The sequence below is a fragment of the Streptomyces thermodiastaticus genome (assembly GCF_014656135.1).
In the GTDB taxonomy this organism is placed as follows: domain Bacteria; phylum Actinomycetota; class Actinomycetes; order Streptomycetales; family Streptomycetaceae; genus Streptomyces; species Streptomyces thermodiastaticus.
On the sequence record NZ_BNBV01000027.1, the window covers coordinates 13,093 to 36,103 of the forward strand.

The 23,011-nt window shown below is 69.6% G+C and carries 23 protein-coding genes, 1 tRNA gene and 1 riboswitch; of the genes, 9 read left to right on the forward strand and 15 right to left on the reverse strand.

Annotated features, from left to right (window positions below):
• Nucleotides 1–116 precede the first annotated feature (116 nt).
• From IE286_RS21560 to IE286_RS21570, 3 genes are all read right to left on the reverse strand, one after another.
• The gene (locus tag IE286_RS21560; RefSeq protein WP_189798416.1) at nt 117–1,121 is read right to left on the reverse strand and encodes an ABC transporter ATP-binding protein; all 1,005 of its coding nucleotides are present in this window, start codon (nt 1,119–1,121) and stop codon (nt 117–119) included.
• 21 nt (nt 1,122–1,142) lie between these two features.
• Nucleotides 1,143–1,934 (reverse strand): ABC transporter permease, encoded by a 792-nt coding sequence (locus IE286_RS21565; RefSeq protein WP_229863327.1) that lies wholly within the window; start codon nt 1,932–1,934, stop codon nt 1,143–1,145.
• A gap of 157 nt (nt 1,935–2,091) precedes the next feature.
• Nucleotides 2,092–2,892 (reverse strand): ABC transporter permease, encoded by an 801-nt coding sequence (locus IE286_RS21570; RefSeq protein WP_229863281.1) that lies wholly within the window; start codon nt 2,890–2,892, stop codon nt 2,092–2,094.
• Between the two features lie 1,356 nt (nt 2,893–4,248).
• Here IE286_RS21570 and IE286_RS27955 point away from each other — a divergent pair.
• A complete protein-coding gene (locus tag IE286_RS27955; protein WP_443743031.1) occupies nt 4,249–6,681 on the forward strand; it encodes a transglycosylase domain-containing protein in 2,433 nt (810 codons plus the stop codon).
• Between the two features lie 43 nt (nt 6,682–6,724).
• Here IE286_RS27955 and IE286_RS21580 read toward each other — a convergent pair whose 3' ends face one another.
• The 3 genes from IE286_RS21580 to IE286_RS21590 form a co-directional block, all read right to left on the reverse strand.
• Entirely contained in the window at nt 6,725–7,045 is a 321-nt protein-coding gene (locus IE286_RS21580; protein ID WP_189798419.1) for a DMT family transporter, read from the reverse strand.
• A 71-nt stretch (nt 7,046–7,116) separates the two neighbouring features.
• Nucleotides 7,117–7,177: riboswitch (guanidine-III (ykkC-III) riboswitch) on the reverse strand.
• A gap of 70 nt (nt 7,178–7,247) precedes the next feature.
• A complete protein-coding gene (locus IE286_RS21585) occupies nt 7,248–7,604 on the reverse strand; it encodes a GroES family chaperonin (protein WP_125499712.1) in 357 nt (118 codons plus the stop codon).
• Between the two features lie 76 nt (nt 7,605–7,680).
• Entirely contained in the window at nt 7,681–8,010 is a 330-nt protein-coding gene (locus IE286_RS21590) for a DUF3618 domain-containing protein (protein WP_189798420.1), read from the reverse strand.
• 129 nt (nt 8,011–8,139) lie between these two features.
• Here IE286_RS21590 and bcp point away from each other — a divergent pair, with 129 nt between their 5' ends.
• Entirely contained in the window at nt 8,140–8,607 is a 468-nt protein-coding gene (gene bcp / locus IE286_RS21595; protein ID WP_189798421.1) for a thioredoxin-dependent thiol peroxidase, read from the forward strand.
• A gap of 100 nt (nt 8,608–8,707) precedes the next feature.
• Nucleotides 8,708–8,790: transfer RNA gene (locus IE286_RS21600), tRNA-Leu, on the forward strand.
• Nucleotides 8,791–8,874: 84 nt separating this feature from the next.
• On the opposite strand, the gene rdgB is transcribed toward IE286_RS21600, so the two are convergent.
• From rdgB to IE286_RS21615, 3 genes are all read right to left on the reverse strand, one after another.
• The gene (gene rdgB, locus IE286_RS21605) at nt 8,875–9,477 is read right to left on the reverse strand and encodes an RdgB/HAM1 family non-canonical purine NTP pyrophosphatase (protein ID WP_189798422.1); all 603 of its coding nucleotides are present in this window, start codon (nt 9,475–9,477) and stop codon (nt 8,875–8,877) included.
• Nucleotides 9,478–9,621: 144 nt separating this feature from the next.
• A complete protein-coding gene (gene rph, locus IE286_RS21610) occupies nt 9,622–10,347 on the reverse strand; it encodes a ribonuclease PH (protein WP_189798423.1) in 726 nt (241 codons plus the stop codon).
• A 79-nt stretch (nt 10,348–10,426) separates the two neighbouring features.
• Nucleotides 10,427–10,660: a PTS sugar transporter subunit IIB gene (locus IE286_RS21615; RefSeq protein WP_189798424.1), complete on the reverse strand. Its 234-nt coding sequence runs from the start codon at nt 10,658–10,660 to the stop codon at nt 10,427–10,429.
• A gap of 165 nt (nt 10,661–10,825) precedes the next feature.
• On the opposite strand from IE286_RS21615, the gene IE286_RS21620 reads away from it, so the two are divergent.
• The 5 genes from IE286_RS21620 to IE286_RS21640 all read left to right on the forward strand — a co-directional run bounded on the left by IE286_RS21620 (nt 10,826) and on the right by IE286_RS21640 (nt 17,491).
• Nucleotides 10,826–12,121, forward strand: coding sequence for a PTS transporter subunit EIIC (locus IE286_RS21620; RefSeq protein WP_189798425.1), 1,296 nt, complete (start codon nt 10,826–10,828; stop codon nt 12,119–12,121).
• Between the two features lie 150 nt (nt 12,122–12,271).
• Nucleotides 12,272–13,516: a PTS transporter subunit EIIC gene (locus IE286_RS21625; protein WP_189798426.1), complete on the forward strand. Its 1,245-nt coding sequence runs from the start codon at nt 12,272–12,274 to the stop codon at nt 13,514–13,516.
• 235 nt (nt 13,517–13,751) lie between these two features.
• Complete coding sequence (locus IE286_RS21630; protein WP_189798427.1) at nt 13,752–13,943, forward strand: hypothetical protein; 192 nt, start codon at nt 13,752–13,754, stop codon at nt 13,941–13,943.
• Nucleotides 13,944–14,007: 64 nt separating this feature from the next.
• Nucleotides 14,008–16,164, forward strand: a complete 2,157-nt coding sequence (locus IE286_RS21635; RefSeq protein WP_189798428.1) for a peptidase domain-containing ABC transporter — start codon at nt 14,008–14,010, stop codon at nt 16,162–16,164.
• On the forward strand, nt 16,130–17,491 hold the full coding sequence (locus IE286_RS21640) for a glycosyltransferase (RefSeq protein ID WP_189798429.1): 1,362 nt from the start codon (nt 16,130–16,132) through the stop codon (nt 17,489–17,491). Before IE286_RS21635 ends, IE286_RS21640 begins: the two co-directional genes overlap by 35 nt.
• Nucleotides 17,492–17,539: 48 nt before the next feature.
• On the opposite strand, the gene IE286_RS21645 is transcribed toward IE286_RS21640, so the two are convergent.
• A complete protein-coding gene (locus IE286_RS21645) occupies nt 17,540–18,292 on the reverse strand; it encodes an MBL fold metallo-hydrolase (RefSeq protein WP_189798430.1) in 753 nt (250 codons plus the stop codon).
• A gap of 212 nt (nt 18,293–18,504) precedes the next feature.
• On the opposite strand from IE286_RS21645, the gene IE286_RS21650 reads away from it, so the two are divergent.
• Nucleotides 18,505–18,954, forward strand: coding sequence for a type II toxin-antitoxin system PemK/MazF family toxin (locus IE286_RS21650; RefSeq protein ID WP_189798431.1), 450 nt, complete (start codon nt 18,505–18,507; stop codon nt 18,952–18,954).
• Nucleotides 18,955–19,339: 385 nt separating this feature from the next.
• On the opposite strand, the gene IE286_RS21655 is transcribed toward IE286_RS21650, so the two are convergent.
• From IE286_RS21655 to IE286_RS21670, 5 genes are all read right to left on the reverse strand, one after another.
• A complete protein-coding gene (locus IE286_RS21655) occupies nt 19,340–20,290 on the reverse strand; it encodes a PLP-dependent cysteine synthase family protein (protein ID WP_125499722.1) in 951 nt (316 codons plus the stop codon).
• 5 nt (nt 20,291–20,295) lie between these two features.
• The gene (locus tag IE286_RS21660) at nt 20,296–20,574 is read right to left on the reverse strand and encodes a MoaD/ThiS family protein (RefSeq protein WP_189798432.1); all 279 of its coding nucleotides are present in this window, start codon (nt 20,572–20,574) and stop codon (nt 20,296–20,298) included.
• Between the two features lie 119 nt (nt 20,575–20,693).
• Complete coding sequence (locus IE286_RS27960) at nt 20,694–20,789, reverse strand: putative leader peptide (protein WP_372462562.1); 96 nt, start codon at nt 20,787–20,789, stop codon at nt 20,694–20,696.
• 79 nt (nt 20,790–20,868) lie between these two features.
• On the reverse strand, nt 20,869–21,291 hold the full coding sequence (locus tag IE286_RS21665) for a M67 family metallopeptidase (protein WP_189798433.1): 423 nt from the start codon (nt 21,289–21,291) through the stop codon (nt 20,869–20,871).
• Nucleotides 21,292–21,520: 229 nt separating this feature from the next.
• A complete protein-coding gene (locus tag IE286_RS21670; protein WP_189798434.1) occupies nt 21,521–22,942 on the reverse strand; it encodes an amino acid permease in 1,422 nt (473 codons plus the stop codon).
• Between the last annotated feature and the right edge of the window lie 69 nt (nt 22,943–23,011).

The window sequence follows — 23,011 nt, forward strand, 5'->3', positions numbered from 1 at the left end:
GCGGGCGCGCGCAAGACGAGAGCGTCGGCCGGAGGCCGGCATTCCCCTTGCGTCGCCGGGCTCGCGAGGGCGCACGGGGGCCGGCAGGGGCGCGGGCGCGGCGGTCCCCCGGCCGGCTACGACAGCGCCCGCTCGGTCCTGTCGGCCACGCCCTGCGCGTACATCCGGGCGATCACCGCCTCGATGTCCGGCTCCCGCACGGACAGGTCCACCAATGGACAGCGTTCCGCGATCCGGGCCACCAGCGGGGCCGCCGACCGGTCCGCCGGGAACGCCAGCCACTGACGGGGCCCCTCGACGCGCACCACCCGGGCGGGCGGCACGTCGATGGGCGGCAGCTCCCGCTCCAGGTCGACGACGAGGACGCGTTCGCTGCCGCCGGCCTCGTGCAGTCCGGCGAGCGAACCGTCGTACATCAGCCGCCCGTGGTCGATGACCACCACTCGTGAGCACAGCTGTTCGATGTCCTGCAGGTCGTGGGTGGTCAGCAGCACGGTGGTGCCGCGGTCGGCGTTCAGGGTCCTCAGGAACTCCCGGACCCTGGCCTTGCTGATCACGTCCAGGCCGATGGTCGGCTCGTCCAGGTAGAGGACGTCGGGGTCGTGCAGGAGGGCGGCCGCGATGTCGCCGCGCATGCGCTGGCCGAGCGACAGCTGGCGTACCGGGACGTCCAGCAGGCCGGACAGATCGAGGAGGTCCACGCAGCGGTCGAGGTTGGCCCGGTAGCGGGCGTCGGGGATGCGGTACATGCGGTGCATCAGCCGGTAGGAGTCGATCAGCGGCAGGTCCCACCACAGCGTGGTGCGCTGCCCGAACACCACGCCGATGCGCTGCGCCAGCCGCCCGCGCTCGCGCGCCGGGTCGATGCCGGCCACCCGCAGCCGGCCGGCGCTCGGGGTGAGGATGCCGGTGAGCATCTTGATCGTCGTGGACTTGCCCGCGCCGTTGGGGCCGATGCAGCCGACCATCTCGCCGCGCGCCACACGGAAGGAGATCCCGTCGACCGCCCGCACCCGTCGCCTCTCCCGCCGCAGGAACCCGGTCTTCCGGCGTACGTCGAAGACCTTCTCGACACGGTCGACGTCGATGAAGGCACCGTCCGGTCCGCTGTCCCGGTCCATCGCCCGCTCCTCACGCTCCCCTCAGCTTCCCGTACTGCGATACGCGCGCAGCCCCGCCCGCCAGGCCAGGCCCGCCAGGGCGCAGCAGGCCGCGGCGACCAGCGGTGAGACGAACGCCGTCCACTGCGGCAGCGCCAGCGGGTACGGCCGCCCCAGCACATGGGCGGCGGGCAGCCAGTTGACGAACGCCAGCGGCAGCACGTAGGTCACCCCCCGCACCAGCTCCTTGGCGAACACCGTCGGCGGGTACTGCAGCAGCGTGGCGCCGCCGAAGGTGAAGGCGTTCTGCACCTCGACGGCGTCCTGCGCGACGAACTGGAAGGCCCCGCCGGCCACGAACACCGCGCAGAAGATCACCGTGCCGCTCACCACCGTCATCGGCACCAGCAGCACCTTCCCGGCCGTCCAGTGCACGTCGAGCACGGCGAGGGCGTAGCCGAGCACGAGGACGCCCTGGGTGACGCGGCCCAGCCGGCGCAGGGCGAACCGGTCCCCGGCGACCTGGGCGAGCACCGGGGCCGGGCGCACCAGCAGCGTGTCCAGGGTGCCGTCGCGCACCCGCTGGCCCAGCCGGTCCATCGAGCCGATGGCGAGGTCGGCCAGGCCGAAGGAGACGCTGGACAGGCCGTAGAGGAAGGCGACCTCGGGCAGGGTGTAGCCGGCGAGCGCGTCCACGCGGGAGAACATCAGCAGGATCGCGACGAAGTCCAGCACGGTCACCGCGAAGTGCCCGACCGTGGTCATGACGAAGGAGGCGCGGTAGGCCATGGTGGAGCGCAGCCACATCCCGGCGACCAGGAGGTAGGCCCGCAGCCCGTCCGTGAGCCGGCTGCCGCCGGTGCCGGCTGGGCCCGTGGGTGACCAGGTACCGGCTGTGCTCGCGGGTGCGCCGGTTGTGGCTGGGCGCGTGGGTCCGCCCGGCCCGGCTGGGCCCGCTGGTCCGCCGGCGCCCGGTCCCGGTCCTGTGATCTCAGCCACCCTGGACCACCACCCTCCGGGTCGCCGCCCGCTGCAGCAGCCGTCCCAGTGCCAGCAGGGCCGCCGCCCAGGCGCCCTGGAAGACGTAGGTGTCCAGCGGGTCGGCGTGGCCGAGCAGCACATCGGCGGGGTTCTGCAGCAGCGCGGACCACGGCAGCAGGCGGACGACCTCGCCGAGCAGGCCGGGGAAGACGTTCAGCGGCAGCAGCATGCCCGAGCAGAAGTAGCCGACCAGGTGGGCGACCTGTGCCACGCCCATGCCGTCCAGCAGCCAGAACACGCTGAGCGCCACGAGGTAGCGCAGGGCGAAGCTGACCACCATCGCCGACAGCACCGTGCCGGCGAAGGCGGCCCAGGTGACGGGGTCGGCGGGCAGCGCGACCGGGAAGAACAGCGCCCCGAACAGCAGGGGGACCAGTCCGCGGCCCACCATCTGGAACAGGGCCCGGCCCAGGTCGGCGGCCAGCCACCAGGCCTGCAGGTCGGCGGGGCGGTACAGGTCGACGGCGACGTCCCCCGTCCGGATGCGTTCCATCAGGTCACGCTCGACACCGCCGCCGCCGATGGCGAGCGTGGCGAGCAGGGCCTGCCCCACCCACACGTAGGTGACCGCCTGTGCCTGGTCGTAGCCGCCCAGATGCGGCCTGGCGTCCCACAGCGCGAGGTAGGTGTGGACGAGGATCACTCCGAACACCGTGTTGGTGAACACCCCGGCCGCCGTCGCCACCCGATACGTCGCGTACCGTCTGAAGCCCCCCGCCGCGACGGCCGCGTACAACCGCAAGGCGCCCACGTCACGCCCTCCAAGGACCGTTGACCCGAGCGCGGAAGCGTAGTGCGTGCACAGCGCGGCCTGCCACATGTTTTCACCGGTCCTGTCCCGTTTTCACCGGCCCTGTGCCGGTGGATGCGGGGCCCGGGACCGGAACCGGGGAGCATGGTGCGGCAGTCTTCATCCGGGGGCGCAGAAGGCGCTTGAGAGCGTACGGAGACGTACGACGCGAAACAGGAGTCCGTGCACGACATGAGCGACGAGCCGCAGCCTCGGGCCGAGGCGCAGCCGCCGACCGAACCGCCGACCGGGCCACAGGCCGAGGCGCAGGGCGAGACGCAGGGCGAGGCCCAGCAGCCGACCGAGCCGCAGGCCGGGCAGCCGCGGGCGAGGGCCCAGGGGCCCGCACCGCGCCCGGCCGGCACCCCGGCCCGCTCCTCCGCCGCGGCGGAGGACAGCAGGGCGGCCGGGCCCACCCGTGAGGAGCGGGCCGCGGGGGGCCGGCCCGGCACCGGGGACGGTGGGCCGGCCGAGCGCCGGGGCGGGGCCCCGGCCGGGGACGGCGTCCGGGCCGCAGAGGAAGGCCGGGGCGGAGACGAGCGGCGTTCCCAGAAGCGGTCCGCGCCGGCCTCCGAGCCCGCGTCCGAGCCCGAGCCCGCGTCCGAGTCCGAGCCCGCGTCCGGGCGTGCCGAGCGCCCGTCCGGGCCGGACGCCCGGGGCCGGGACCGGGCCGGAGAGCAGGCGGAGCGCGCTGAGGCGGGCAGGCAGCAGGAGGACGTCCGGGCCGCACGGCGGCCGGCGGACGTGACGGACGACCGCGCGGGCGCGCCGAAGGCCGCCGGGGGCGCGGGAGCCGACGGCGCGAAGGCGGCCTTTGGACCGGCTCGCGCCGAGGGAGCCGAGGCCGGCGAGGGAGCCTCCGGAGCGAAGGGTGCCGCCCCGCGCGGCGGCTCCGGCGCGGAGGCGCGGCGCGAGGGCGCGGGGGCGCCGGCCGGCCGTACGACGCGTGGCACCGGCACGGCGGCGGGCGCTGCGGCGGCCCGGGCCGAGGGAGCCGCGGACGAGGCGTCGCCGAACGCCAAGGCCAGCGGCATCACCGGCGGCTCCGGTGACGCCGCGGGCGCGCGCCGGGACACCCGGCAGGGCGGGGCCGGCGGGGCTGCGGCCGCTGCCGGTGCCGGTGCTGTCGACACGCCCACCACGAAGATCACCGCCGTCTCCGCCGGGAAGGCCGGCAAGGCGCGGAAGACTCCGGGAGCGGCTGGAGCGGCCGCAGCCGCCGGTGCCGCCGGTGCCGACTCCCGCGGCACCGTCCCGGGCGCGACGGCGGCGAACGCCTCCGGCCCCGCGGCCGGCGCCCCGGACTCCACCGCGACGATCGCCACGGCGTCCGCGGCCGCCGCGGCGTCACCGGCCGCCGGTCCCGGCGCCGACGCCTCCTCGGACAAGGGCAACGGCAAGGGCAAGCGGCCCAAGCGGCGCGGACTGCGGCGGCTGGTGCCCACCTGGCGCATGGTGCTGGGCGGTGTCATCACCCTCGCCGTGCTGCTGATCGGCGCGTTCTTCCTCGGGTACTCCCTGGTGAAGATCCCGGCGGCCAACGCCCTGGCGATGAAGCAGGCCAACGTCTACCTGTACGCCGACGGCAGCGAGATCGCCCGCGAGGGCGAGATCAACCGGGAGAACGTCTCCCTCGCCCAGGTCTCCAAGGACGCCCAGCACGCGGTGCTGGCCGCGGAGGACCGCGACTTCTACACCGAGTCGGCGGTCGACCCGGTGGCGATGGTCCGCGCCGGCTGGAACACGGTCACCGGCAAGGGCAAGCAGTCCGGCTCGACGATCACCCAGCAGTACGTGAAGAACTACTACCTGGGCCAGGAGCAGACCGTCACCCGCAAGGTGAAGGAGTTCTTCATCGCGATCAAGCTGGACCGCAGCAAGTCCAAGGACGACATCCTCGAGGGCTACCTGAACACCAGCTTCTTCGGCCGCAACGCCTACGGCATCCAGGCCGCCGCCCGTGCCTACTACGGCATGGACGCCAAGGACCTGGACCCGGCGCGCGCCGCCTACCTGGCCGCGCTGGTCAACGCGCCCAGCGAGTACGACGTCGTCGCCCACCCGGAGAACAAGGACGCCGCCGTGGCCCGCTGGAACTACGTCCTGGACGGCATGGTCAAGAAGGGCTGGCTGAGCGCCTCCGAGCGGGCCGGGATGACGTTCCCGATGCCCAAGCAGGCCACCGTGCCGGTCGGCCTGGCCGGCCAGCGCGGCTACATCGTCCGCGCGGTGAAGGACTACCTGGACCGGAACCACATCCTCAGCGAGCAGGAGCTGGCCACCGGCGGCTACCGCATCACCACCACCCTGCAGAAGAACAAGCAGGACGCCTTCGTCAAAGCGGTCGACGACCAGCTGATGAACAAGCTGGACAAGGAGAACAACAAGGTCGACCGCTATGTGCGGGCCGGCGGTGCCGCCATCGACCCGAAGACGGGCGAGGTGGTGGCCATGTACGGCGGCATCGACTACGTCCAGCAGTACACGAACAACGCCACCCGCCGGGACTTCCAGGTCGGCTCCACCTTCAAGCCGTTCGTCCTGGCCTCGGCCGTCGAGAACGGCTCCCGGACCCAGGACGGCCGCCCGATCACGCCGAACACCGCCTACGACGGCACCAACAAGCGCCCGGTGCGCGGCTGGACCGGCTACTACGCCCCGGAGAACGAGGACCAGCACTCCTACGGCAACATCACCGTCCGCGAGGCCACCGACAAGTCCGTCAACGCGGTGTACGCGCAGATGGCCGTCGACGTGGGCTCGTCCAAGGTGAAGGACACCGCGATCGCGCTGGGCCTGCCGAAGGACACCCCGGAGCTGAGCGCCTACCCGTCCATCGCGCTCGGTGTGGCCCGGGCCAGTGTTCTGGACATGGCGCAGGCCTACGCCACGCTCGCCAACCACGGCCGGCACGGCACCTACACCATCGTCAAGAAGATCACCAAGGGCGGCGAGGCGGTGAACCTGCCGAAGCAGGCCACCACCCAGGCCATCAGCCGTGAGGCCGCCGACACCACCACCGCCGTGCTGCAGTCCGTGGTGCAGAACGGCACCGCGACCGCGGCCAAGGCGGCCGGCCGGCCCGCCGCCGGCAAGACCGGTACCGCCGAGGAGGACACGGCGGCCTGGTTCGCCGGGTACACCCCCGACCTGGCCACCGTGGTGTCGGTGATGGGCCAGGACCCGGACACCGCCGCCCACAAGTCGCTGTACGGCGCGATGGGCCTGCCCCGCATCAACGGCGGCGGCGCGCCGGCGGAGATCTGGGCGCAGTTCACCCGGGACGCGCTGAAGGGCACCCCGGCGCACGACTTCGATCTGCGGATGCAGGCGGGCGCCGACCGGATGCAGCCGGTTCCCGGCGACAGCTCCGCGCAGACCCCGGGCGGCGACGAGCCGGGCACCGGCACGCCCGGCGGGGACACCCCCGGCGGTTCCACCACCCCGGGCCAGGAGGGCCAGGTCCAGGGGCAGGGCCAGGGCGACGCGGGCCAGACCGGCGGCACCCCGGGCAGCGGCACGGCCGGGACCGCGGGTGACACCGCCGGCAGCGGCACGCCGCCCACCGGCGGCGCGGACACCGGCGGCGGTCCGGCCACCGGCGGCTCCACGTCGACCACCGGTGGCGCGGACACCGGCGGCGGTCCGGGCACGGGCGGCGGCATGCCGGCCACCGGCGGCACCGATGCCGGCGGTGCGGCGGGACCGGGCGGCCCGGGCGCGGGCCCCGGCCTCGTCGGCCAGCCGTAGCAAGACCGTCCCCGGGAACACCCGGGCACATGCCGGGTGGGGCTCAGTGACCGGAGGTCACCTTGAGCCCCACCACCGCTGTCAGGAGCAGGCACACGAAGAAGATCCGGGCGGCGGTCGCCGGTTCGCCGAAGACCAGCATGCCGAGCACCGCCGCACCGGCCGCGCCGATCCCCACCCACACGCCATAGGCGGTGCCGATCGGCAGGGAGCGGGTGGCCCGGGACAGCAGCAGCATGCTCGCGACGATCCCGGCGACGGTGAGCACGCTCGGGACGGGCCGGGTGAAGCCCTCGCTGTACTTCATCCCGATCGACCAGGCCACTTCCAGCAGGCCGGCGACGATCAGCAGAACCCAGGCCACGACGGGCACCCCCGAAGGCGACGGGCGACGACGCCGGACGTCGTCGCGGATCCGGACGGATGGCACAGAGCAATGCGTCGTCTTTGCCTTCGACCCGGTACGGCGCGTCTCGTCGGGTTCGCTTGCGAGGGTAACAACACGGCGAAGGGGCCGGTGACCGCGGACGGTCACCGGCCCCTTCGGCGTGCGCTGGGGTGACAGGTCACAGATACAGGCCGGTGGAGTCCTCCGACCCCTCGAACCGGTCCGCGGCCACGGCGTGCAGGTCACGCTCGCGCATGAGCACGTACGCGGTGCCGCGCACCTCGACCTGGGCCCGGTCCTCCGGGTCGAACAGCACCCGGTCGCCGGGCTCGACGGTCCGCACGTTCTGCCCGACGGCGACGACCTCGGCCCAGGCCAGGCGGCGTCCCACGGCGGCCGTGGCGGGGATGAGGATGCCGCCGCCCGTACGCCGCTCGCCCTCGGTCGTCTCCTGCCGGACGAGCACCCGGTCGTGCAGCATGCGAATGGGCAGCTTGTCGTGGTGGGTGCTCTGCTCGTTTCTGTTGGCGCTCACGCCTCGAACCTACCTGCCTTCACCGTGTCCTGACGCGGCTGGGTGGCGGCCGCGGGAGCCTGCCGGCGGACCATGGCTAGTCCCGGCGCCGACGGGCGCCCAGGGTGAGCAGCCCGACCACTCCGACGGCGAGCAGCGCGACGGGCACGATCCGCTCGACGCGCAGCGCTCCGTCCGCGTCCACGAACTGCGACCGCACCTCGCTCACCACCCGGTTGACCTGGACGTAGGCCCGGCCCAAGGTGTGATCGACGTGGGAGACGACCTTGGCTTTCGCGTCCCCGACGATCGTCTTGGGGTGCACCCGCATCCCGATCTCGTCGAGCGTCTCGGCCAGTACCTCGCGGCGGCGCCTGATGTCCGCCTCGATCTCAGCCGGTGTTCTGGTGTCCGCCGTGTCCGCCACCGTACCGCCTCCGAAGTCCACTGATGCCTGTCGAGCACAGTCTGTCAGTTCGCGCCGCGACCGCACGGTCGGCACCCCCGGTTACCCTCGACAGCGACGGTACAGGCATGCGCGAGGAGAAGACCTTCGATGACCGAGCGACTCCAGGCAGGGGACGTGGCCCCCGCCTTCACCCTCCCCGACGCCGACGGCACCGAGGTGTCGCTGGCCGACTACCAGGGCCGCAAGGTCATCGTCTACTTCTATCCTGCGGCCCTCACCCCCGGCTGCACCAAGCAGGCCTGCGATTTCACCGACAATCTCGACCTGCTGGCCGGTGCCGGGTACGACGTGATCGGCATCTCCCCCGACAAGCTGGAGAAGCTGGCGAGGTTCCGGGAGAAGGAGTCGCTGAAGGTCACCCTGCTGTCCGACCCGGACAAGAAGGTTCTGGAGGCCTACGGCGCCTTCGGGGAGAAGAAGCTGTACGGCAAGACCGTCACGGGTGTGATCCGCTCCACGGTGATCGTGGACGAGAACGGCACGGTCGAGCGCGCCCTGTACAACGTCAAGGCCACCGGGCATGTGGCCAAGATCATCAAGGATCTGGGGATCTGACGCGGGCCGGACGGCCGCCGCGTGCCCGGGAGTCGACGGGGGGCGAGCCGCGGCATCGGGCGTGGACCGCGGCGGCGCCCCCGGTAGCATGGGCACGCACGCGGCCGTTGCTGAACGGTATAAGCAGAGGTTTTAGGTGCCTCGGGGCGTTTGCCCATGTGGGTTCGACTCCCACCGGCCGCACCCCCGCAGGGGCCGCCCTTTGGACGGCCCCTGTCTCTTCTTCCGGTTCTTCCGGCATCTCCCCCGACTTGTACGCGGGCCGTGTCAGCCCAGCAGCTCCCGTATCACCGGCACCAGGGCCCGGAACGCCTTTCCGCGGTGGCTGATCGCGTTCTTCTCCTCGGGCGTCAGCTCGGCGCAGGTGCGGCTCTCGCCCTCCGGCTGGAGGATCGGGTCGTAGCCGAAGCCGCCTGTGCCGGCGGGTTCGCGGCGCAGCACTCCGGGCAGCCGACCTTCCACGACCCGCTCGGTGCCGTCGGGCAGGGCGAGGGCCGCCGCGCAGGCGAAGTGGGCGGCGCGGTGCTCGTCGGCGATGTCGGCGAGCTGGGCGAGCAGCAGGCGCAGGTTGGCCTCGTCGTCGCCGTGGCGGCCGGCCCAGCGGGCGGAGAAGATGCCGGGGGCACCGCCGAGGACGTCGACGCAGAGCCCGGAGTCGTCGGCGACGGCGGGCAGGCCGGTGGCCCGGGCGAGGGAGTGCGCCTTGAGCAGCGCGTTCTCGGCGAAGGTGACGCCGGTCTCCTTCACGTCGGCGACGTCCGGGTAGGCGTCGGTGCCGACGAGTTCGTGGGGCAGCCCGGCCTCGGCGAGGATCGCCCTGAGTTCGGTGATCTTCCCGGGGTTGCGGGTGGCGAGGATCAAGCGGGTCATGCCCACCAGTATCCGGGGGCGGGCGGAGGGGTGCGGTCCGCGACCGTGCCGGTCCCCCGGTCCGGGGGCCGGGCGCACGGCGGGGGTGCCGTACGCCCGGGACCGGCGCGTCGCCGTGACCGCCGCTGCGGCGGCCGGTGCCGGCTACTGCTCCAGGGCGGTGCGCTGGATGCGTGCCAGCTCGGTGCAGCCGGTGACCGCGAGGCCGAGCAGGGCGTCGAGTTCCTCACGGGCGAACGGCTCGGCCTCGGCGGTCCCCTGAACCTCGACGAAGCGTCCGTCGCCGGTGCACACGACGTTCATGTCGGTGTCGGCGCGCACGTCCTCCTCGTAGCACAGGTCGAGCAGGGGCACGCCGGCCACGATGCCCACGGAGACGGCGCTGACGCTGCCGGTCAGCGGCTTGCGGCCGGGCTTGATCAGCTTCTTGTCCTGGGCCCAGGTGATCGCGTCGGCGAGGGCGACATAGGCGCCGGTGATGGCGGCGGTGCGGGTGCCGCCGTCGGCCTGCAGGACGTCGCAGTCGAGCACGATGGTGTTCTCGCCCAGTGCCTTGTAGTCGACGACGGCGCGCAGGGAACGGCCGATGAGGCGGCTGATCTCGTGGGTACGGCCGCCGATCTTGCCCTTGACGGACTCGCGGTCGCCGCGGGTGTTGGTGGCGCGGGGCAGCATGGCGTACTCGGCGGTGACCCAGCCCTCGCCGCTGCCCTTGCGCCAGCGGGGCACGCCCTCGGTGAAGGAGGCGGTGCACAGGACCTTGGTGTGGCCGAAGGAGACGAGGACGGAGCCCTCGGCGTGCTTGCTCCAGCCCCGTTCGATGGTGACGGGGCGGAGCTGTTCGGGGGTGCGGCCGTCGATGCGAGACATGGCGCCGAGCCTAGTCCCCCGAGCCAAAGGGGCTCCCTCCGCACCGGAAGGAGCCCCCTGGACGGTGAACCGTGCCGGTTCACATCATGTCTTCGATCTCCGCGGCGATGGGGTCGGCGTCGGTGCCGATGACGACCTGGATGGCGGTGCCTATCTTCACCACGCCGTGGGCGCCGGCGGCCTTGAGCGCGGCCTCGTCGACCAGCGAGGGGTCGTTGACCTCGGTGCGGAGCCGGGTGATGCAGCCCTCGACCTCTTCGATGTTGTCGATGCCGCCGAGCCCGGCAACGATCTTCTCAGCCTTGCTGGCCATGTCTCTTCTCCTAGATCCGAACCGCTATGTCGCAGTAACCCACAGGTGGCCCATCTTCGCGAGCGGTCGTGCCGTGGGTGCCCCATGCTGGCCATCACGACGCGGAACCGTCCGTCAACTGGTCTACACCACGGCCCGCGCCCCGGCCAAACGCGGAGGACGCCGATGACCGCCGACAGCGCCGATGCCAGAGTCTCCCCCGTCCGCGAGCGATGGAACAGGGCTTTCCAGGGACTGCAGAAGATGGGCCGGAGCCTGCAGCTGCCGATCGCGGTGCTGCCGGCCGCGGGCATCCTCAACCGTCTCGGCCAGCCGGACGTGTTCGGCGCGGACGGGCTCGGCTGGGGCGCCGTGTCGAAGGTGATGGCGGGCGCAGGCGGGGCGCTGCTGGACGGTCAGCTGGGTCTGCCGCTGCTGTTCTGCGTCGGTGTGGCGATCGGCATGGCGAAGAAGACGGACGGCTCGACGGCGCTGGCGGCGGTGGTGGGGTTCCTCGTCTACTACAACGTGCTGCACCAGTTCCCCCTCGCCTGCCCGGCTGGAGCGAGGACGATGGCCACAGGGTGCCAGGGGGCGGACGGGACGGTGACGGCGTTCACCTACCAGAATCCGGGGATCTTCGGCGGCATCGTGATGGGGCTGCTGTCCGCTCTCTTCTGGCAGCGTCTGCACCGCACGCGGCTGGTGGACTGGCTGGGCTTCTTCAACGGCCGGCGCCTGGTGCCGATCGTCATGGCCTTCGTGGCGATCCTGTTCGCGGCGCTGTGCCTGTGGGTGTGGCCGCCGGTCGGCCGGGCGCTGGAGTCGTTCAGTGCGTGGCTGAACGCGGCCGGGGCGTGGGGCGCCGGTGTCTTCGGGCTGGCCAACCGGGCGTTGCTGGTGATCGGCCTGCACCAGTTCCTCAACGTGCCGATCTGGTTCCAGTTCGGAAGCTGGACCAAGCCGGACGGCACGGTGGTGCACGGGGACATCAACATGTTCCTGGCCGGGGATCCGCAGGCGGGGCAGTTCACCTCGGGGTTCTTCCCGATCATGATGTTCGCGCTGCCGGCGGCGGCCCTGGCGATCACGCACAGCGCCCGGCCCGCGCGCCGCAAGGAGGTCGGCGGGCTGATGCTGTCGGTGGCGCTGACCTCGTTCGTCACCGGGATCACCGAGCCGCTGGAGTACTCGTTCCTTTTCGTCGCCCCGGTGCTGTACGCGGTGCACGCGGTGCTCACCGGGGTGTCGATGGCGGTGACGTGGGCGCTGGGGGTGCGCGACGGGTTCAGCTTCTCCGCGGGCCTGATCGACTACGTCATCAACTGGCACCTGGCGACGCGGCCGTGGGCGATCGTGCCGATCGGGCTGTGCTTCGCCGTCGTCTATTACGCGGTGTTCCGCTTCGCGATCACGCGGTTCGGTCTGCGCACGCCGGGGCGGGAGCCCGAGGGCGAGACGGAGGACGTCACCAAGGCCTGAGAGGTCGCGGTGCACCGGGCCCGCTGGGCGCACGCACGGTAGCTGATCCGTCGCTGAATCGCGGGTTCCTTCCCCGTCCCTGTCGTGCTACAACAGGTCTACACCACTGGGAGTGGTGTAGACCACAGCCATGCCCGACTGGAGGATCTAGTGACCACGGCCAGCACCGCTCCTGCGGCCAAGAAAAAAGGGAACCGCGCCAGTTCGATGGCCGTGCTTCAGCGGATCGGTCGCAGTCTGATGCTGCCGGTCGCGGTCCTGCCCGCCGCCGCCCTTCTGGTTCGCATCGGCAACACAGACATGCTGGGCCGCCCGTCCTTCCCGGACTTCCTCACGAGGATCGCGTCCTTCATGACGGCCGGTGGCAACGCCATTCTCGATAACATGGCGCTGCTTTTCGCCGTGGGCATCGCTATCGGCTTCGCCAAGAAGTCCGATGGATCTACAGCGCTCGCGGCAGTCGTCGGTTACCTGGTATTCAAGAGCGTGCTCGGCACTTTCACGGACGACAATCTGCCGAAAGTGGCGACAGCCATCGACGGCAAGATCGTCTACCAGGCCGCCCCTGCGGATGCCAAGGTCCTCGGCGGCGTCGTGATGGGAATCGCCGTCGCACTGCTCTACCAGCGCTTCCATCGCACAAAACTGCCGGATTGGGCGGGATTCTTCGGCGGCCGCCGCCTTGTACCCATCTTGTCGGCCCTAGCAGGCTTGATCATCGGCATCGTCTTCGGCTACATCTGGCCAGTACTCGGCACCGGTCTTCACAGATTCAGCGAGTGGCTGGTCGATTCTGGGGCCGTCGGGGCGGGAATCTTCGGAGTCGCCAACCGTGCATTGATTCCGATCGGCATGCATCACTTGCTAAACTCGTTCCCCTGGCTGCAGGCTGGCGACTACCATGGCAAGAGCGGCGACATCGCGCGCTTCCTGGCCGGGGACCCGAGCGCGGGCCAGTTCATGACGGGATTCTTCCCCGTCATGATGTTCGGCCTGCCGGCCGCATGCCTTGCCATGGCACATTGTGCCCGCCCGGAACGACGCAAGGCCGTCAGCGGCATGATGCTCTCTCTTGCGCTCACCAGCTTCGTCACCGGCGTGACCGAGCCCATCGAGTTCACGTTCATGTTCATCGCGCCCGTCCTCTACGGCATCCACGCAGTCCTGACCGGCGTTTCCATGGCGCTGACCTGGGCACTCGGAATGAAAGACGGATTCGGCTTCTCTGCCGGAGCGGTAGATTTCTTCCTGAATCTGGGCATCGCAACCAAACCATGGGGTCTGGCCCTAGTCGGACTGTGCTTCGCGGCAGTTTATTACACAGTCTTCCGTGTTGCCATCACGAAGTTCAATCTGCCAACTCCGGGCCGAGAGCCCGACGAGGAGCTGGAATAAGCCATCAAAGCCGACGCAATCTAGCCACGTGCCGCGCCCCGGACCTCTGACTACCCAGAGGTCCGGTCTTTATCATTAGTACATAATTCAACTGAACCCCGCCGCACCATCCCTCTACAAGCCAAACGGTTGCAGTGATCAGGATCACATCGACCGTCTGTTGATCACGTCACACAAACATCCTAGATTCACTGCAAGCCGATCACGGCTGATACCGACAACGAGTGGGGAAATGATGAGCCTGCAAGCTCTGCGTGATCTGAATTTCACCGCGCTTACCGACGAGGAGGCGGCAGCAGCATCGGGTGAGGGGACGCCGAGCCGCGCCCAGTGCGAGTGGATCTTCGCTCAGATCGGCAACCCGATGTCGTGCAGCTACGGCGACTACTACCAGCTTTGGAAGTCGCTGGGGTGCGACAAGCTGTAATAGGAAATACGCGCCCGCCTCGTCCCGAGGCGGGCGCGCCCATGTCTAGGCCAGGGGTTGTCCGGTGAAGTGGCAGAGGTACCACACTCATCAGTCCGGGGAGACCGACTGCGGCCCGGCATGCCTGCGGACCGTCCTTCTTAGGCACGGAATTGCTGTGGACGCGGCACTCCTCCGAGAGTCCACGGGGCTCGGCGAGCGCGGTTCCAACCTGCTACGCCTGCGCGAGGTGCTGAGCGGTTACGGCGTGGACAGCGAACTGCTGCGCCTGGACATGTCGGAATTGATCAGGGCCGCACGACTGGCCGGTCCGACAATCATTCTGTTGGACGAGGACGGCTATCGGCACTTCATTGTCGTCCACGAGGTCACCGACAGCGGGCACATGGTGGTCAGTGACCCTCTGCTGCAGCGCCCCATGCGGATAGCACCGGAGGTCCTCGCCGAGGTCTTTCACGGAGAGGCTTTGGTGACCGACCGCCCTGCAGCCCGGCTTCCTCTCGGAGCCCGGATCAGAGCCTCGGGCGCGTACGGACTGCTGTGGCAGACCCTGCGCTCCCGTTGGCGGCATCTTTCGCTCATCCTCATCGCCACTGTCATCGTCGCACTGGTCGCTCTACTGAACAGTCTCTTCGTTCAGATAGCCGTGGACCACGTCCTGGGCGGGAGCTCTCGGTACGAGCTTGCGGTCATGTCCGTCGAGTTCATAGGACTCGGTGCAGCAGCAGCAGGCATCCAGTTCCTACGCGGCCGAGCCATAGTGGCGTTGAGCCAGTCGCTGCAACGACAGCTCTCGGAACGTTACCTGAGGAAGCTCCTGCGTCTGCCGGCTGAATACTTCAAGAGCCGCCGGGCCGGCGACTTGGTAAGTCGCATCGATGACGTACAGGAGATTCAGCGCGTCATTACGGGTACCTCTGTACGAGCGGCCGTGGACGTGTTCGTCGTCCTCTCGGTCGGCAGCTACCTCCTCGCTACCCATCCAACCTTGTTCATTTTTCTTCTCCCGCCCACTGCGGTCAATGTTGTCAGCTCGGTCATCCTTTTCCCGCGGATCCGCGATGCGGCACAGGAGTCGCTACAGAGGGATGCCACTCTGAAGTCCGAAACACTCAACGTTCTGCACGGTTACGCCGAGTTCACAGGGTACGGGAGGCGAGACTTCGCTCTCTCCCGGATGATCCGGGCACTGGATCGCAGGATCACCGCAGAAACTCGGCTCGGCCGCCAGGAGAATCTCAATTCCGTGATCAAGGTGGCCAGTCAGACCATCTTCACGGTAGTAGCGGCCTGGGTGGCCCTCGGTCGCATGATGTCCGGCTCACTCACCGTCGGCCAAGTGTTCGGTTTCCTGACCATGGCCGGCTACTTCCTGGGGGCGATGGACTCCGTGGCCTCTCTCCAAGTCGTCCTGCAGCGCACCTCTGCGGCGCTGGGACGATACCGGGACGTGACCTTCCAACAGGACGATGCCCGACTCGCCCTCCCCGTCGGCGGAGGATGCGAAACCCCTTTGGAGCCAGTCGACATCCGGATCCGGTCACTGGGCTTTCGTTACACCGGTGCCCGGCACGACACTCTTAGCGGATTCGACCTTGACATCCCGTACGGCACAACCATGCTGATTCGAGGTGCGAACGGCTCAGGCAAGAGCACGCTCCTCAATCTGCTGGCGGGAATGCATCACACATATGACGGCAGCATCACCATCGGTGGTGCCGAAATCAGCCGTGTTTCGGCTGCCGAGCTGCCTCGGTACGTCCTGTATGTCCCGGAAACCCCGGTTCTGCTGACCGCGTCCCTCCGGGAGAATCTCACTCTCGGCGTCCCACGCAGCACGGCCGACATACTTCAAGCATGCCGGATCGCATGTTTCCTGGACGTGATACAGAGCCTGCCCGAGGGCTTGGACGAACCGATGAAGGAGACCGGATCAGGCCTGTCGCGCGGCCAGCTTCAGCGCCTTTCGATTGCTCGCGCGATACTTCATGGCCCGCAGGTGTACTTGTTCGATGAAACCTTCAGCGGCATAGATCGTGATACCGTCGTCCGGGTGTGGGAAGGGCTCCGCTCCGTCAAGGGCACCAAGATAGTTGTGTCGCATGGCCATGTTCAGGATGTTGCCTTCGATTCTGAACATTCCCTGGGTTCAGCGGCCGATCGCTCGACAGGAATCTCTCGCACAGATGAAGTTCTCAGATCTCTTGACCCTCGTCCGTGAATCCGGGCCGTTCAGCCAATCCAAGCTTGCTTCCGACCTCAGCCTGGTCACTTCGGTTTCATTGGACCTTGCTGACGTGGCACTGCCGTCATCAGATACGGATGAGCTGGCGACGGCGTATATGTCGTACAGCCCGCGCCCTGTCTACGCGGTAGTACTCACCCGGGACGAGGAAGAACGGATCGAACGTTGCTTGGCGGCGCTGGCCGAGGACATCGACCACTGCCTTCTGATCGACTCAGGTTCCACCGACTCCACCATTGCGCGGGCTATGAAAGCCCGCACCGACACATGCATCGTGTCTGCCCCATGGGCTAACGATTTCTCCCTGCAGCGTAATATCGCTTTCCGTGAGGTCCACAACAACGGCTGGCTGTGCCATGTGGACGCCGACGAGGTTCTCACGTCCGCTCACGCGGGTCGGCTGCGGCGAGCTCTCTCGGCACTCGACTTCCTGCTCGGCGACCACGACTTCGTCGTCTCTCCTGTCATCGCCGACGTCGACGGCCCCGTCTACACCAACACGCAGCGCATCATACCGGCGGACGGCCCCTTCCGCTTTCGCGGACGTGTTCACGAACATCCCTACGACAGGCGTGGCTACGCTCCGGCACGCGTCCAGATCGACGTTCGTTTCGATCACTCCGGCTACCTTCCGGAGGTGATCGAGCAGCGAGCCAAGCGGCACCTGTACGTCAAGCTGGACAAGCTATGCCGCGCCGAGGAGCCGGACAACCCGAAGTGGGTCTTCTACGAGATCCGCGACGGCCTGGACCTCACGTCGGCTTCCGCGGCAGAGGTACGAGCAGCATTCGCCCAGCTGGCCGAGGCAGCAGGCACCACCGTTCCGGCCGGACCTCCCGGATACCGCACGGAACGAGTCGTCGATTCATGGGCATTGTTGTGCGAGCTGGCTCTGCGGCTCGGTGAGGCCGACGCCCTCATGACCTACACGACCCTGCTCGGCGAAGCCGGACGGACGGTGGAGGCCACCTACTACCGCACCCTTTGGGAGTCGAGCAGACTTCTCGGGGCGCTCTCCGCTCTTGTCGACAGGATCGCGTCGGTCGGCGCAGAGGAGGAACCCGCCAACCGCCACCTGGTAGCTCGCCTTTTCGATCTGCAGGCGTCGCTCGGACTTGCGAGCGGACGATACGAGGTGGTTGTGCCCGCTTACCGTGAGGCGACCGCCCGGGGTGCTGGGCAAGGCGTGGGTGAGGATCTGACGCGGCTCGCCCGGCTGCTGGCTGACGTCCCGGGGTCAGCGGCCCGCTCGGATCCTCGGAACGATCGATTTCAGAGGGCCGAGCAGGCCGCGGACATCTGATGCTCACTGTTCAGGGTGCCTCACGAGACAGCACCTGCACGGACAACGTCAGATCTCGTACGTCGCCCCCGGCGCCGCCAGCTCCACCGGGACGGTGCAGACCGCGCGGGCGTGGGCCAGGTTGGTCTGCGGATCGGTCCACGGCGGGATGTGGGTGAGGACCAGGCGCCGGGCACCGGTCCGGGCGGCGGCCTCGCCGGCCTGGCGCCCGTTGAGATGCAGGTCGGGGATGTCCTCCTTGCCGTCCGTGAAGGCCGCCTCGCACAGGAACAGATCGGTGTCGCGCGCCAGGTCCTCCAGGGCACCGCAGACGCCCGTGTCGCCGGAGTACGTCAGGGACCGGCCGCCGTGCTCGATGCGGATGGCGTAGGTCTCCACGGGGTGGGCCACCCGCTCGGTGTGCACGGTGAAGGGGCCGATGTCGAAGGTGCCCGGCTTGACCGTGCGGAAGTCGAAGACCTCGCTCATGGACGAGGCGGTGGGGGTGTCGGCGTAGGCGGTGGTCAGCCGGTGCTCGGTGCCCTCCGGTCCGTAGACCGGCAGCGGGGCGCAGCGCCCGCCGTCGTAGCGGTAGTAGCGCGCCACGAAGTAGGCGAGCATGTCGATGCAGTGGTCGGCGTGCAGATGACTGAGGTAGATCGCGTCGAGGTCGTAGAGACCGCAGTAACGCTGCAGCGCGCCCAGGGCGCCGTTGCCCATGTCGAGCAGCAGCCGGTAGCCGTCGGCCTCGACCAGATAACTGGAGCAGGCCGACTCCGCGGACGGGAACGACCCCGAGCAGCCGACGACGGTGAGCTTCATGGAACAGAAACCTCCGCTGACGGGAAACATACAGAAGGTGACGGGGGTCGTGCGGTCCGTCGAGCGTAAGGCGCGAAACGGCCGGTAGCCCCTTCTCCCGGGGTCGTTGTGGGGGAACTCACCTGCGCTGTCACCGGTTTGGCTGGACGTGCGGCGCACGAGGCAGGGCCAAGGGCGCGCACCGCGTGTCGCGCGCCGGTAACGTCGTTCGTATGGACACGTCCTGGTGGCTGGCGCTCGCGGCGCTCGTCCTGCTCGCGCTCGTCGCCACGCTCGTCGACGGCTGGGGACGCAGCCGCCGGCCCGCGGGACGCAGACTGCGGGCACCGGGACGGCCGGCCGGTCCGGGCGCCCGCCCGCAGCCGGCGGAGATCTGGTGGGTCGCCGTCCCCCTCGGGGAGGGCCAGGCGGTCAAGGACCGGCCCTGTCTGGTGCTGTCGGTGCACGGCAAGCGGGCGAGGGTCGCCGGGATCACCAGCAAGTACCACGACGAGCGGGCCGGGGTGATCCCGCTGCCGCCCGGCTCGGTGGGGGACGCGCAGGGGCGGACCAGTTTTCTGCAGACCGACGAGGTGCGCGAGGTGCCGGTGTGGAACTTCCAGCGCCGGGTGGGGGTGGTGGACCCGGTGCTGTGGGACCAGGTGCGCTACCTGGCCGGGTGAGCCGCCCGGAGGCGGGTGCGCCCCGGACGTCCGGGCTCCCGCGGCCCGCTCCGCCCGCCGGGCCCGCCGCACCGGCCCGTGCACCGCGGCCGGACCGCGGCGGTGCCGTCGCCGCGGCGAGAGTGCGCGGTGCGGGGGCGGGAGCGCCGGTGGACGCATGGGACGGCCGCCTTCCTTGACCGGTGGGGCCCCGGTGACGGACCGGGCGGTGTGCGCGACGCCGGTGGGGACGTCTGAGGTGTGCCTGACATCGGGTGGCTTCCTGGCGTGCCGGATGCCGGAGCGATGTCCTTCCAGCACATCAGGAACCCCTCCCCCGCGCACGCCGAGGCCCCGGCCGGACGGATGGGCCAGGGCCTGGGTGCACGAGGTTGCGGGGCGGGCGCTAAGCCCAGAGCTGGCCCTGCAGGGTCTCGATGGCCTCCTCGGTGGTGGCCGCGGTGTAGACGCCGGTGGACAGGTACTTCCAGCCGCCGTCGGCCACGATGAAGACGATGTCGGCGCTCTGGCCCGCCTTGACCGCCTTCTTGCCCACGCCGAGCGCCGCGTGCAGCGCCGCGCCCGTGGAGACGCCCGCGAAGATGCCCTCCTGCTGCAGCAGCTCACGGGTGCGGGTGACCGCGTCCGCGGAGCCGACGGAGAACCGGGTGGTGAGCACCGAGGCGTCGTACAGCTCGGGGACGAAGCCCTCGTCGAGGTTGCGCAGTCCGTAGACGAGGTCGTCGTAGCGCGGTTCGGCGGCGACGATCTGCACGTCCGGCTTGTGCTCGCGCAGGTAGCGGCCGACGCCCATCAGGGTGCCGGTGGTGCCCAGGCCCGCCACGAAGTGCGTGATCGAGGGCAGGTCGGCGAGGATCTCCGGGCCGGTGGTGGCGTAGTGCGCGCCGGCGTTGTCCGGGTTGCCGTACTGGTAGAGCATCACCCAGTCCGGGTGCTCGGCGGCCAGCTCCTTGGCGACGCGGACGGCGGTGTTGGAGCCGCCCGCGGCCGGGGAGGAGATGATCTCCGCGCCCCACATGGCGAGCAGGTCCCGGCGTTCCTGAGAGGTGTTCTCGGGCATCACGCACACCATGCGGTAGCCCTTGAGCTTGGCCGCCATGGCCAGCGAGATGCCGGTGTTGCCGCTGGTGGGCTCCAGGATGGTGCAGCCCGGGGTGAGCCGGCCCTCCTTCTCCGCCTGCTCGATCATGTGCAGGGCGGGGCGGTCCTTGACCGAGCCGGTGGGGTTGCGGTCCTCCAGCTTCGCCCAGATCCGCACCTCGGGGGACGGCGACAGCCGCGGCAGGCGCACCAGGGGCGTGTTGCCGACCGCGGCCAGCGGGTTGTCGTACCGCATGCCGATCAGACCATCCCGCCGGCGACGGCGGGCAGGATCGTGACGTTGTCGCCGTCGGACAGCTTGGTGCCGATGCCGTCGAGGAAGCGGACGTCCTCGTCGTTCAGGTAGACGTTCACGAAGCGCCGCAGCTGGTCGCCGTCGACGATGCGCGCCTTGATGCCCGGGTGCCGGGTCTCGAGGTCGTCGAACAGCTCGGCGAGGGTCTGCCCGTCGCCCTCCACCGCCTTCTGGCCGTCGGTGTACTGGCGGAGGATGGTCGGGATGCGGACCTCGATGGCCATGGCTCAGGGCTCCTGTCGGAAGAGTCGTCGGTTCGGTCAGGCGCGTGCCCGGGGCCGCCCGGGCCTTCGGCACCGCGGGAGCGCCGCGGCTCGCGGCCGCACGGCGGCAGCACCCTGCGTCAACACAGGGCGCTGTCCAGCCTGCACAGGTCGACGTGCAGCCGCGCCACGAGCAGGGTGCCCGGCGCCTTGTCGCTCACGTCGAGAAGAACCATGTTCACATCGTAACGATTCCCGGTTCGGGGCCCGGGATGTGGTCTCGTGATGTGAGCGGCGCTCGTTCGACAGGTGGGATCAGTAGCTCTCGACGACCTTGACCTCTTCCTCCGTGACCTCGCCGTCCACGATGCGGAACGAGCGGAACTGGAACTCGCCGGCACCGTCGGTGTCCGCGGTGGAGACCAGCACGTAGTGCGCGCCCGGCTCGTTGGCGTAGGAGATGTCGGTGCGCGAGGGGTAGGCCTCGGTGGCGGTGTGCGAGTGGTAGATGACCACGGGCTCCTCGTCGCGGTCGTCCATCTCGCGGTAGAGCGTGAGCAGGTCCTGCGAGTCGAACTCGTAGAAGGTGGGCGAGCGCGCCGCGTTCAGCATGGGGATGAACCGCTCGGGGCGGCCGGATCCGACGGGACCGGCGATCACACCGCACGCCTCGTCGGGGTGGTCCTTGCGGGCGTGGGCCACGATCTGGTCGTAGAGCGCCTGGGTGATGGTCAGCATGTCGGCCAGCATAAGCAGCCCCGAGGGGGCGGCGCGGGTGACGGGTTTCACGCCCCTCCGGCTCCGCGCAGCGCGGGTCCGGGCGCCGGGGGACGAAAAGAACGGGCCGTTCCGTACCGGTGCGTGGTACGGAACGGCCCGGATGCCGGACGTCCTGAGCGGCAACGGGGGCGGGACGAGAAGCCCGCCTCCCGCTGGACGTCCTGGAAGGTGGCTCGGCGAAGGCGGCTCAGCGCTTGCGGAAGGCCGCCGCCTCCGGGTTGCGGGCGCGGAGCACCGCGTAGCCGACGCCCAGGATCACAGCCCACACGGGCGCGCAGTACAGCGAGATCCGGGCGTCCTTGTCGATGCCCATCAGCACGATCACCAGGGCGATGAAGGCGAGCGCGAAGGCGCTGGCGAGCACGCCGCCCGGGGCGCGGAAGTCCGAGCGGGGCAGCTCACCGCGGTCGGACTTGGCACGGTAGCGCATGTGGCTGATGAGGATCACGATCCAGGCCCACATGCCGGAGATGGTGGCGAAGGACACGACGTAGTCGAACGCCTTGCCCGGCCACTGGTAGTTGATCCACACGCCGACCAGCATCAGTGCGGCGGAGAACGTGGTGCCGATCAGCGGGGTGCCGCTGGGTGTCAGCCGGGTGAAGAACTTCGGGCCCTGGTTGTTCAGCGCCAGGTCGCGCAGCATGCGGCCGGTGGAGTACATGCCGGAGTTGCAGGAGGACAGCGCGGCGGTCAGGACGACGAAGTTGACGATGCCCGCGCCGGCGGCCAGGCCCATCTTCTGGAAGGCGGCGACGAAGGGGCTCACGCCGGGCTGGAAGGCCGTCCACGGCACGACCGACAGGATCATGATCAGGGCGCCCACGTAGAAGACGGCGATGCGCCAGGGCACGGTGTTGATCGCGCGGGGCAGCACGGTCTTGGGGTCCTTCGACTCGCCGGCGGTCACACCGACCAGCTCGACGGCGAGGAAGGCGAACATCACCATCTGCAGGGTCATCAGCGACTCGCCGACGCCGTGCGGGAAGAAGCCGCCCTGGTCCCACAGGTGCGTCAGGGAGGCGGTGTCACCGGCGTCGGAGAAGCCGATCGTGAGGATGCCGGCACAGATCAGGATCATGCCGATGATCGCGGTGACCTTGACCATGGAGAACCAGAACTCCAGCTCGCCGAAGAGCTTCACGGAGATCAGGTTGGCGCCGTAGAGCACGACGGTGAACACCAGGGCCGACAGCCACTGGGGGATGTCCCACCAGTACGTCATGTAGGAAGCGGCGGCGGTGACCTCGGTGATGCCGGTGACCACCCAGAACAGCCAGTAGGTCCATCCGGTCACGAAACCGGCGAAGGGACCGATGAACTCGCGGGCGTACTCCGAGAAGGAACCGGCAACCGGGCGGTACATCAGCAGTTCGCCGAGCGCCCGCATGATCAGGAAGATGACGAAGCCGGCGATGGCATAGGCCAGGATCAGACTGGGGCCGGCTTTGGATATGCCCTTGCCCGCGCCGAGGAACAGGCCGGTGCCGATGGCACCGCCGATGGCGATCATCTGGATCTGCCGGGCGCCGAGCCCGCGCTGATACCCCTCGCCGCCCTGTACGGCCTCGCTGCCGTCGCTGTGCTGTTCGACCTGCACGGAGGTCATATGTGGTGCGCCTTTCTCCATGCCGATCCGGACCTTCGACGTCGGCCGCGGATCGGGTCTCGATCCCCC

What these genes read in the sequence shown, in the direction of transcription:
- rdgB (WP_189798422.1), bottom strand. Translation starts at nt 9,477, where the DNA reads ATGACCCGCTTGATCCTCGCCACCCGCAACCCCGGGAAGATCACCGAA.
- IE286_RS21645 (WP_189798430.1), bottom strand. Translation starts at nt 18,292, where the DNA reads ATGAAGCTCACCGTCGTCGGCTGCTCGGGGTCGTTCCCGTCCGCGGAG.
- IE286_RS21615 (WP_189798424.1), bottom strand. Translation starts at nt 10,660, where the DNA reads ATGGCCAGCAAGGCTGAGAAGATCGTTGCCGGGCTCGGCGGCATCGAC.
- IE286_RS21665 (WP_189798433.1), bottom strand. Translation starts at nt 21,291, where the DNA reads ATGCTGACCATCACCCAGGCGCTCTACGACCAGATCGTGGCCCACGCC.
- IE286_RS21650 (WP_189798431.1), top strand. Translation starts at nt 18,505, where the DNA reads ATGGACACGTCCTGGTGGCTGGCGCTCGCGGCGCTCGTCCTGCTCGCG.
- IE286_RS21560 (WP_189798416.1), bottom strand. Translation starts at nt 1,121, where the DNA reads ATGGACCGGGACAGCGGACCGGACGGTGCCTTCATCGACGTCGACCGT.
- rph (WP_189798423.1), bottom strand. Translation starts at nt 10,347, where the DNA reads ATGTCTCGCATCGACGGCCGCACCCCCGAACAGCTCCGCCCCGTCACC.
- IE286_RS21620 (WP_189798425.1), top strand. Translation starts at nt 10,826, where the DNA reads ATGACCGCCGACAGCGCCGATGCCAGAGTCTCCCCCGTCCGCGAGCGA.
- IE286_RS21660 (WP_189798432.1), bottom strand. Translation starts at nt 20,574, where the DNA reads ATGGCCATCGAGGTCCGCATCCCGACCATCCTCCGCCAGTACACCGAC.
- IE286_RS21670 (WP_189798434.1), bottom strand. Translation starts at nt 22,942, where the DNA reads ATGACCTCCGTGCAGGTCGAACAGCACAGCGACGGCAGCGAGGCCGTA.
- IE286_RS27960 (WP_372462562.1), bottom strand. Translation starts at nt 20,789, where the DNA reads ATGGTTCTTCTCGACGTGAGCGACAAGGCGCCGGGCACCCTGCTCGTG.
- bcp (WP_189798421.1), top strand. Translation starts at nt 8,140, where the DNA reads ATGACCGAGCGACTCCAGGCAGGGGACGTGGCCCCCGCCTTCACCCTC.
- IE286_RS21655 (WP_125499722.1), bottom strand. Translation starts at nt 20,290, where the DNA reads ATGCGGTACGACAACCCGCTGGCCGCGGTCGGCAACACGCCCCTGGTG.
- IE286_RS21640 (WP_189798429.1), top strand. Translation starts at nt 16,130, where the DNA reads ATGAAGTTCTCAGATCTCTTGACCCTCGTCCGTGAATCCGGGCCGTTC.
- IE286_RS21630 (WP_189798427.1), top strand. Translation starts at nt 13,752, where the DNA reads ATGAGCCTGCAAGCTCTGCGTGATCTGAATTTCACCGCGCTTACCGAC.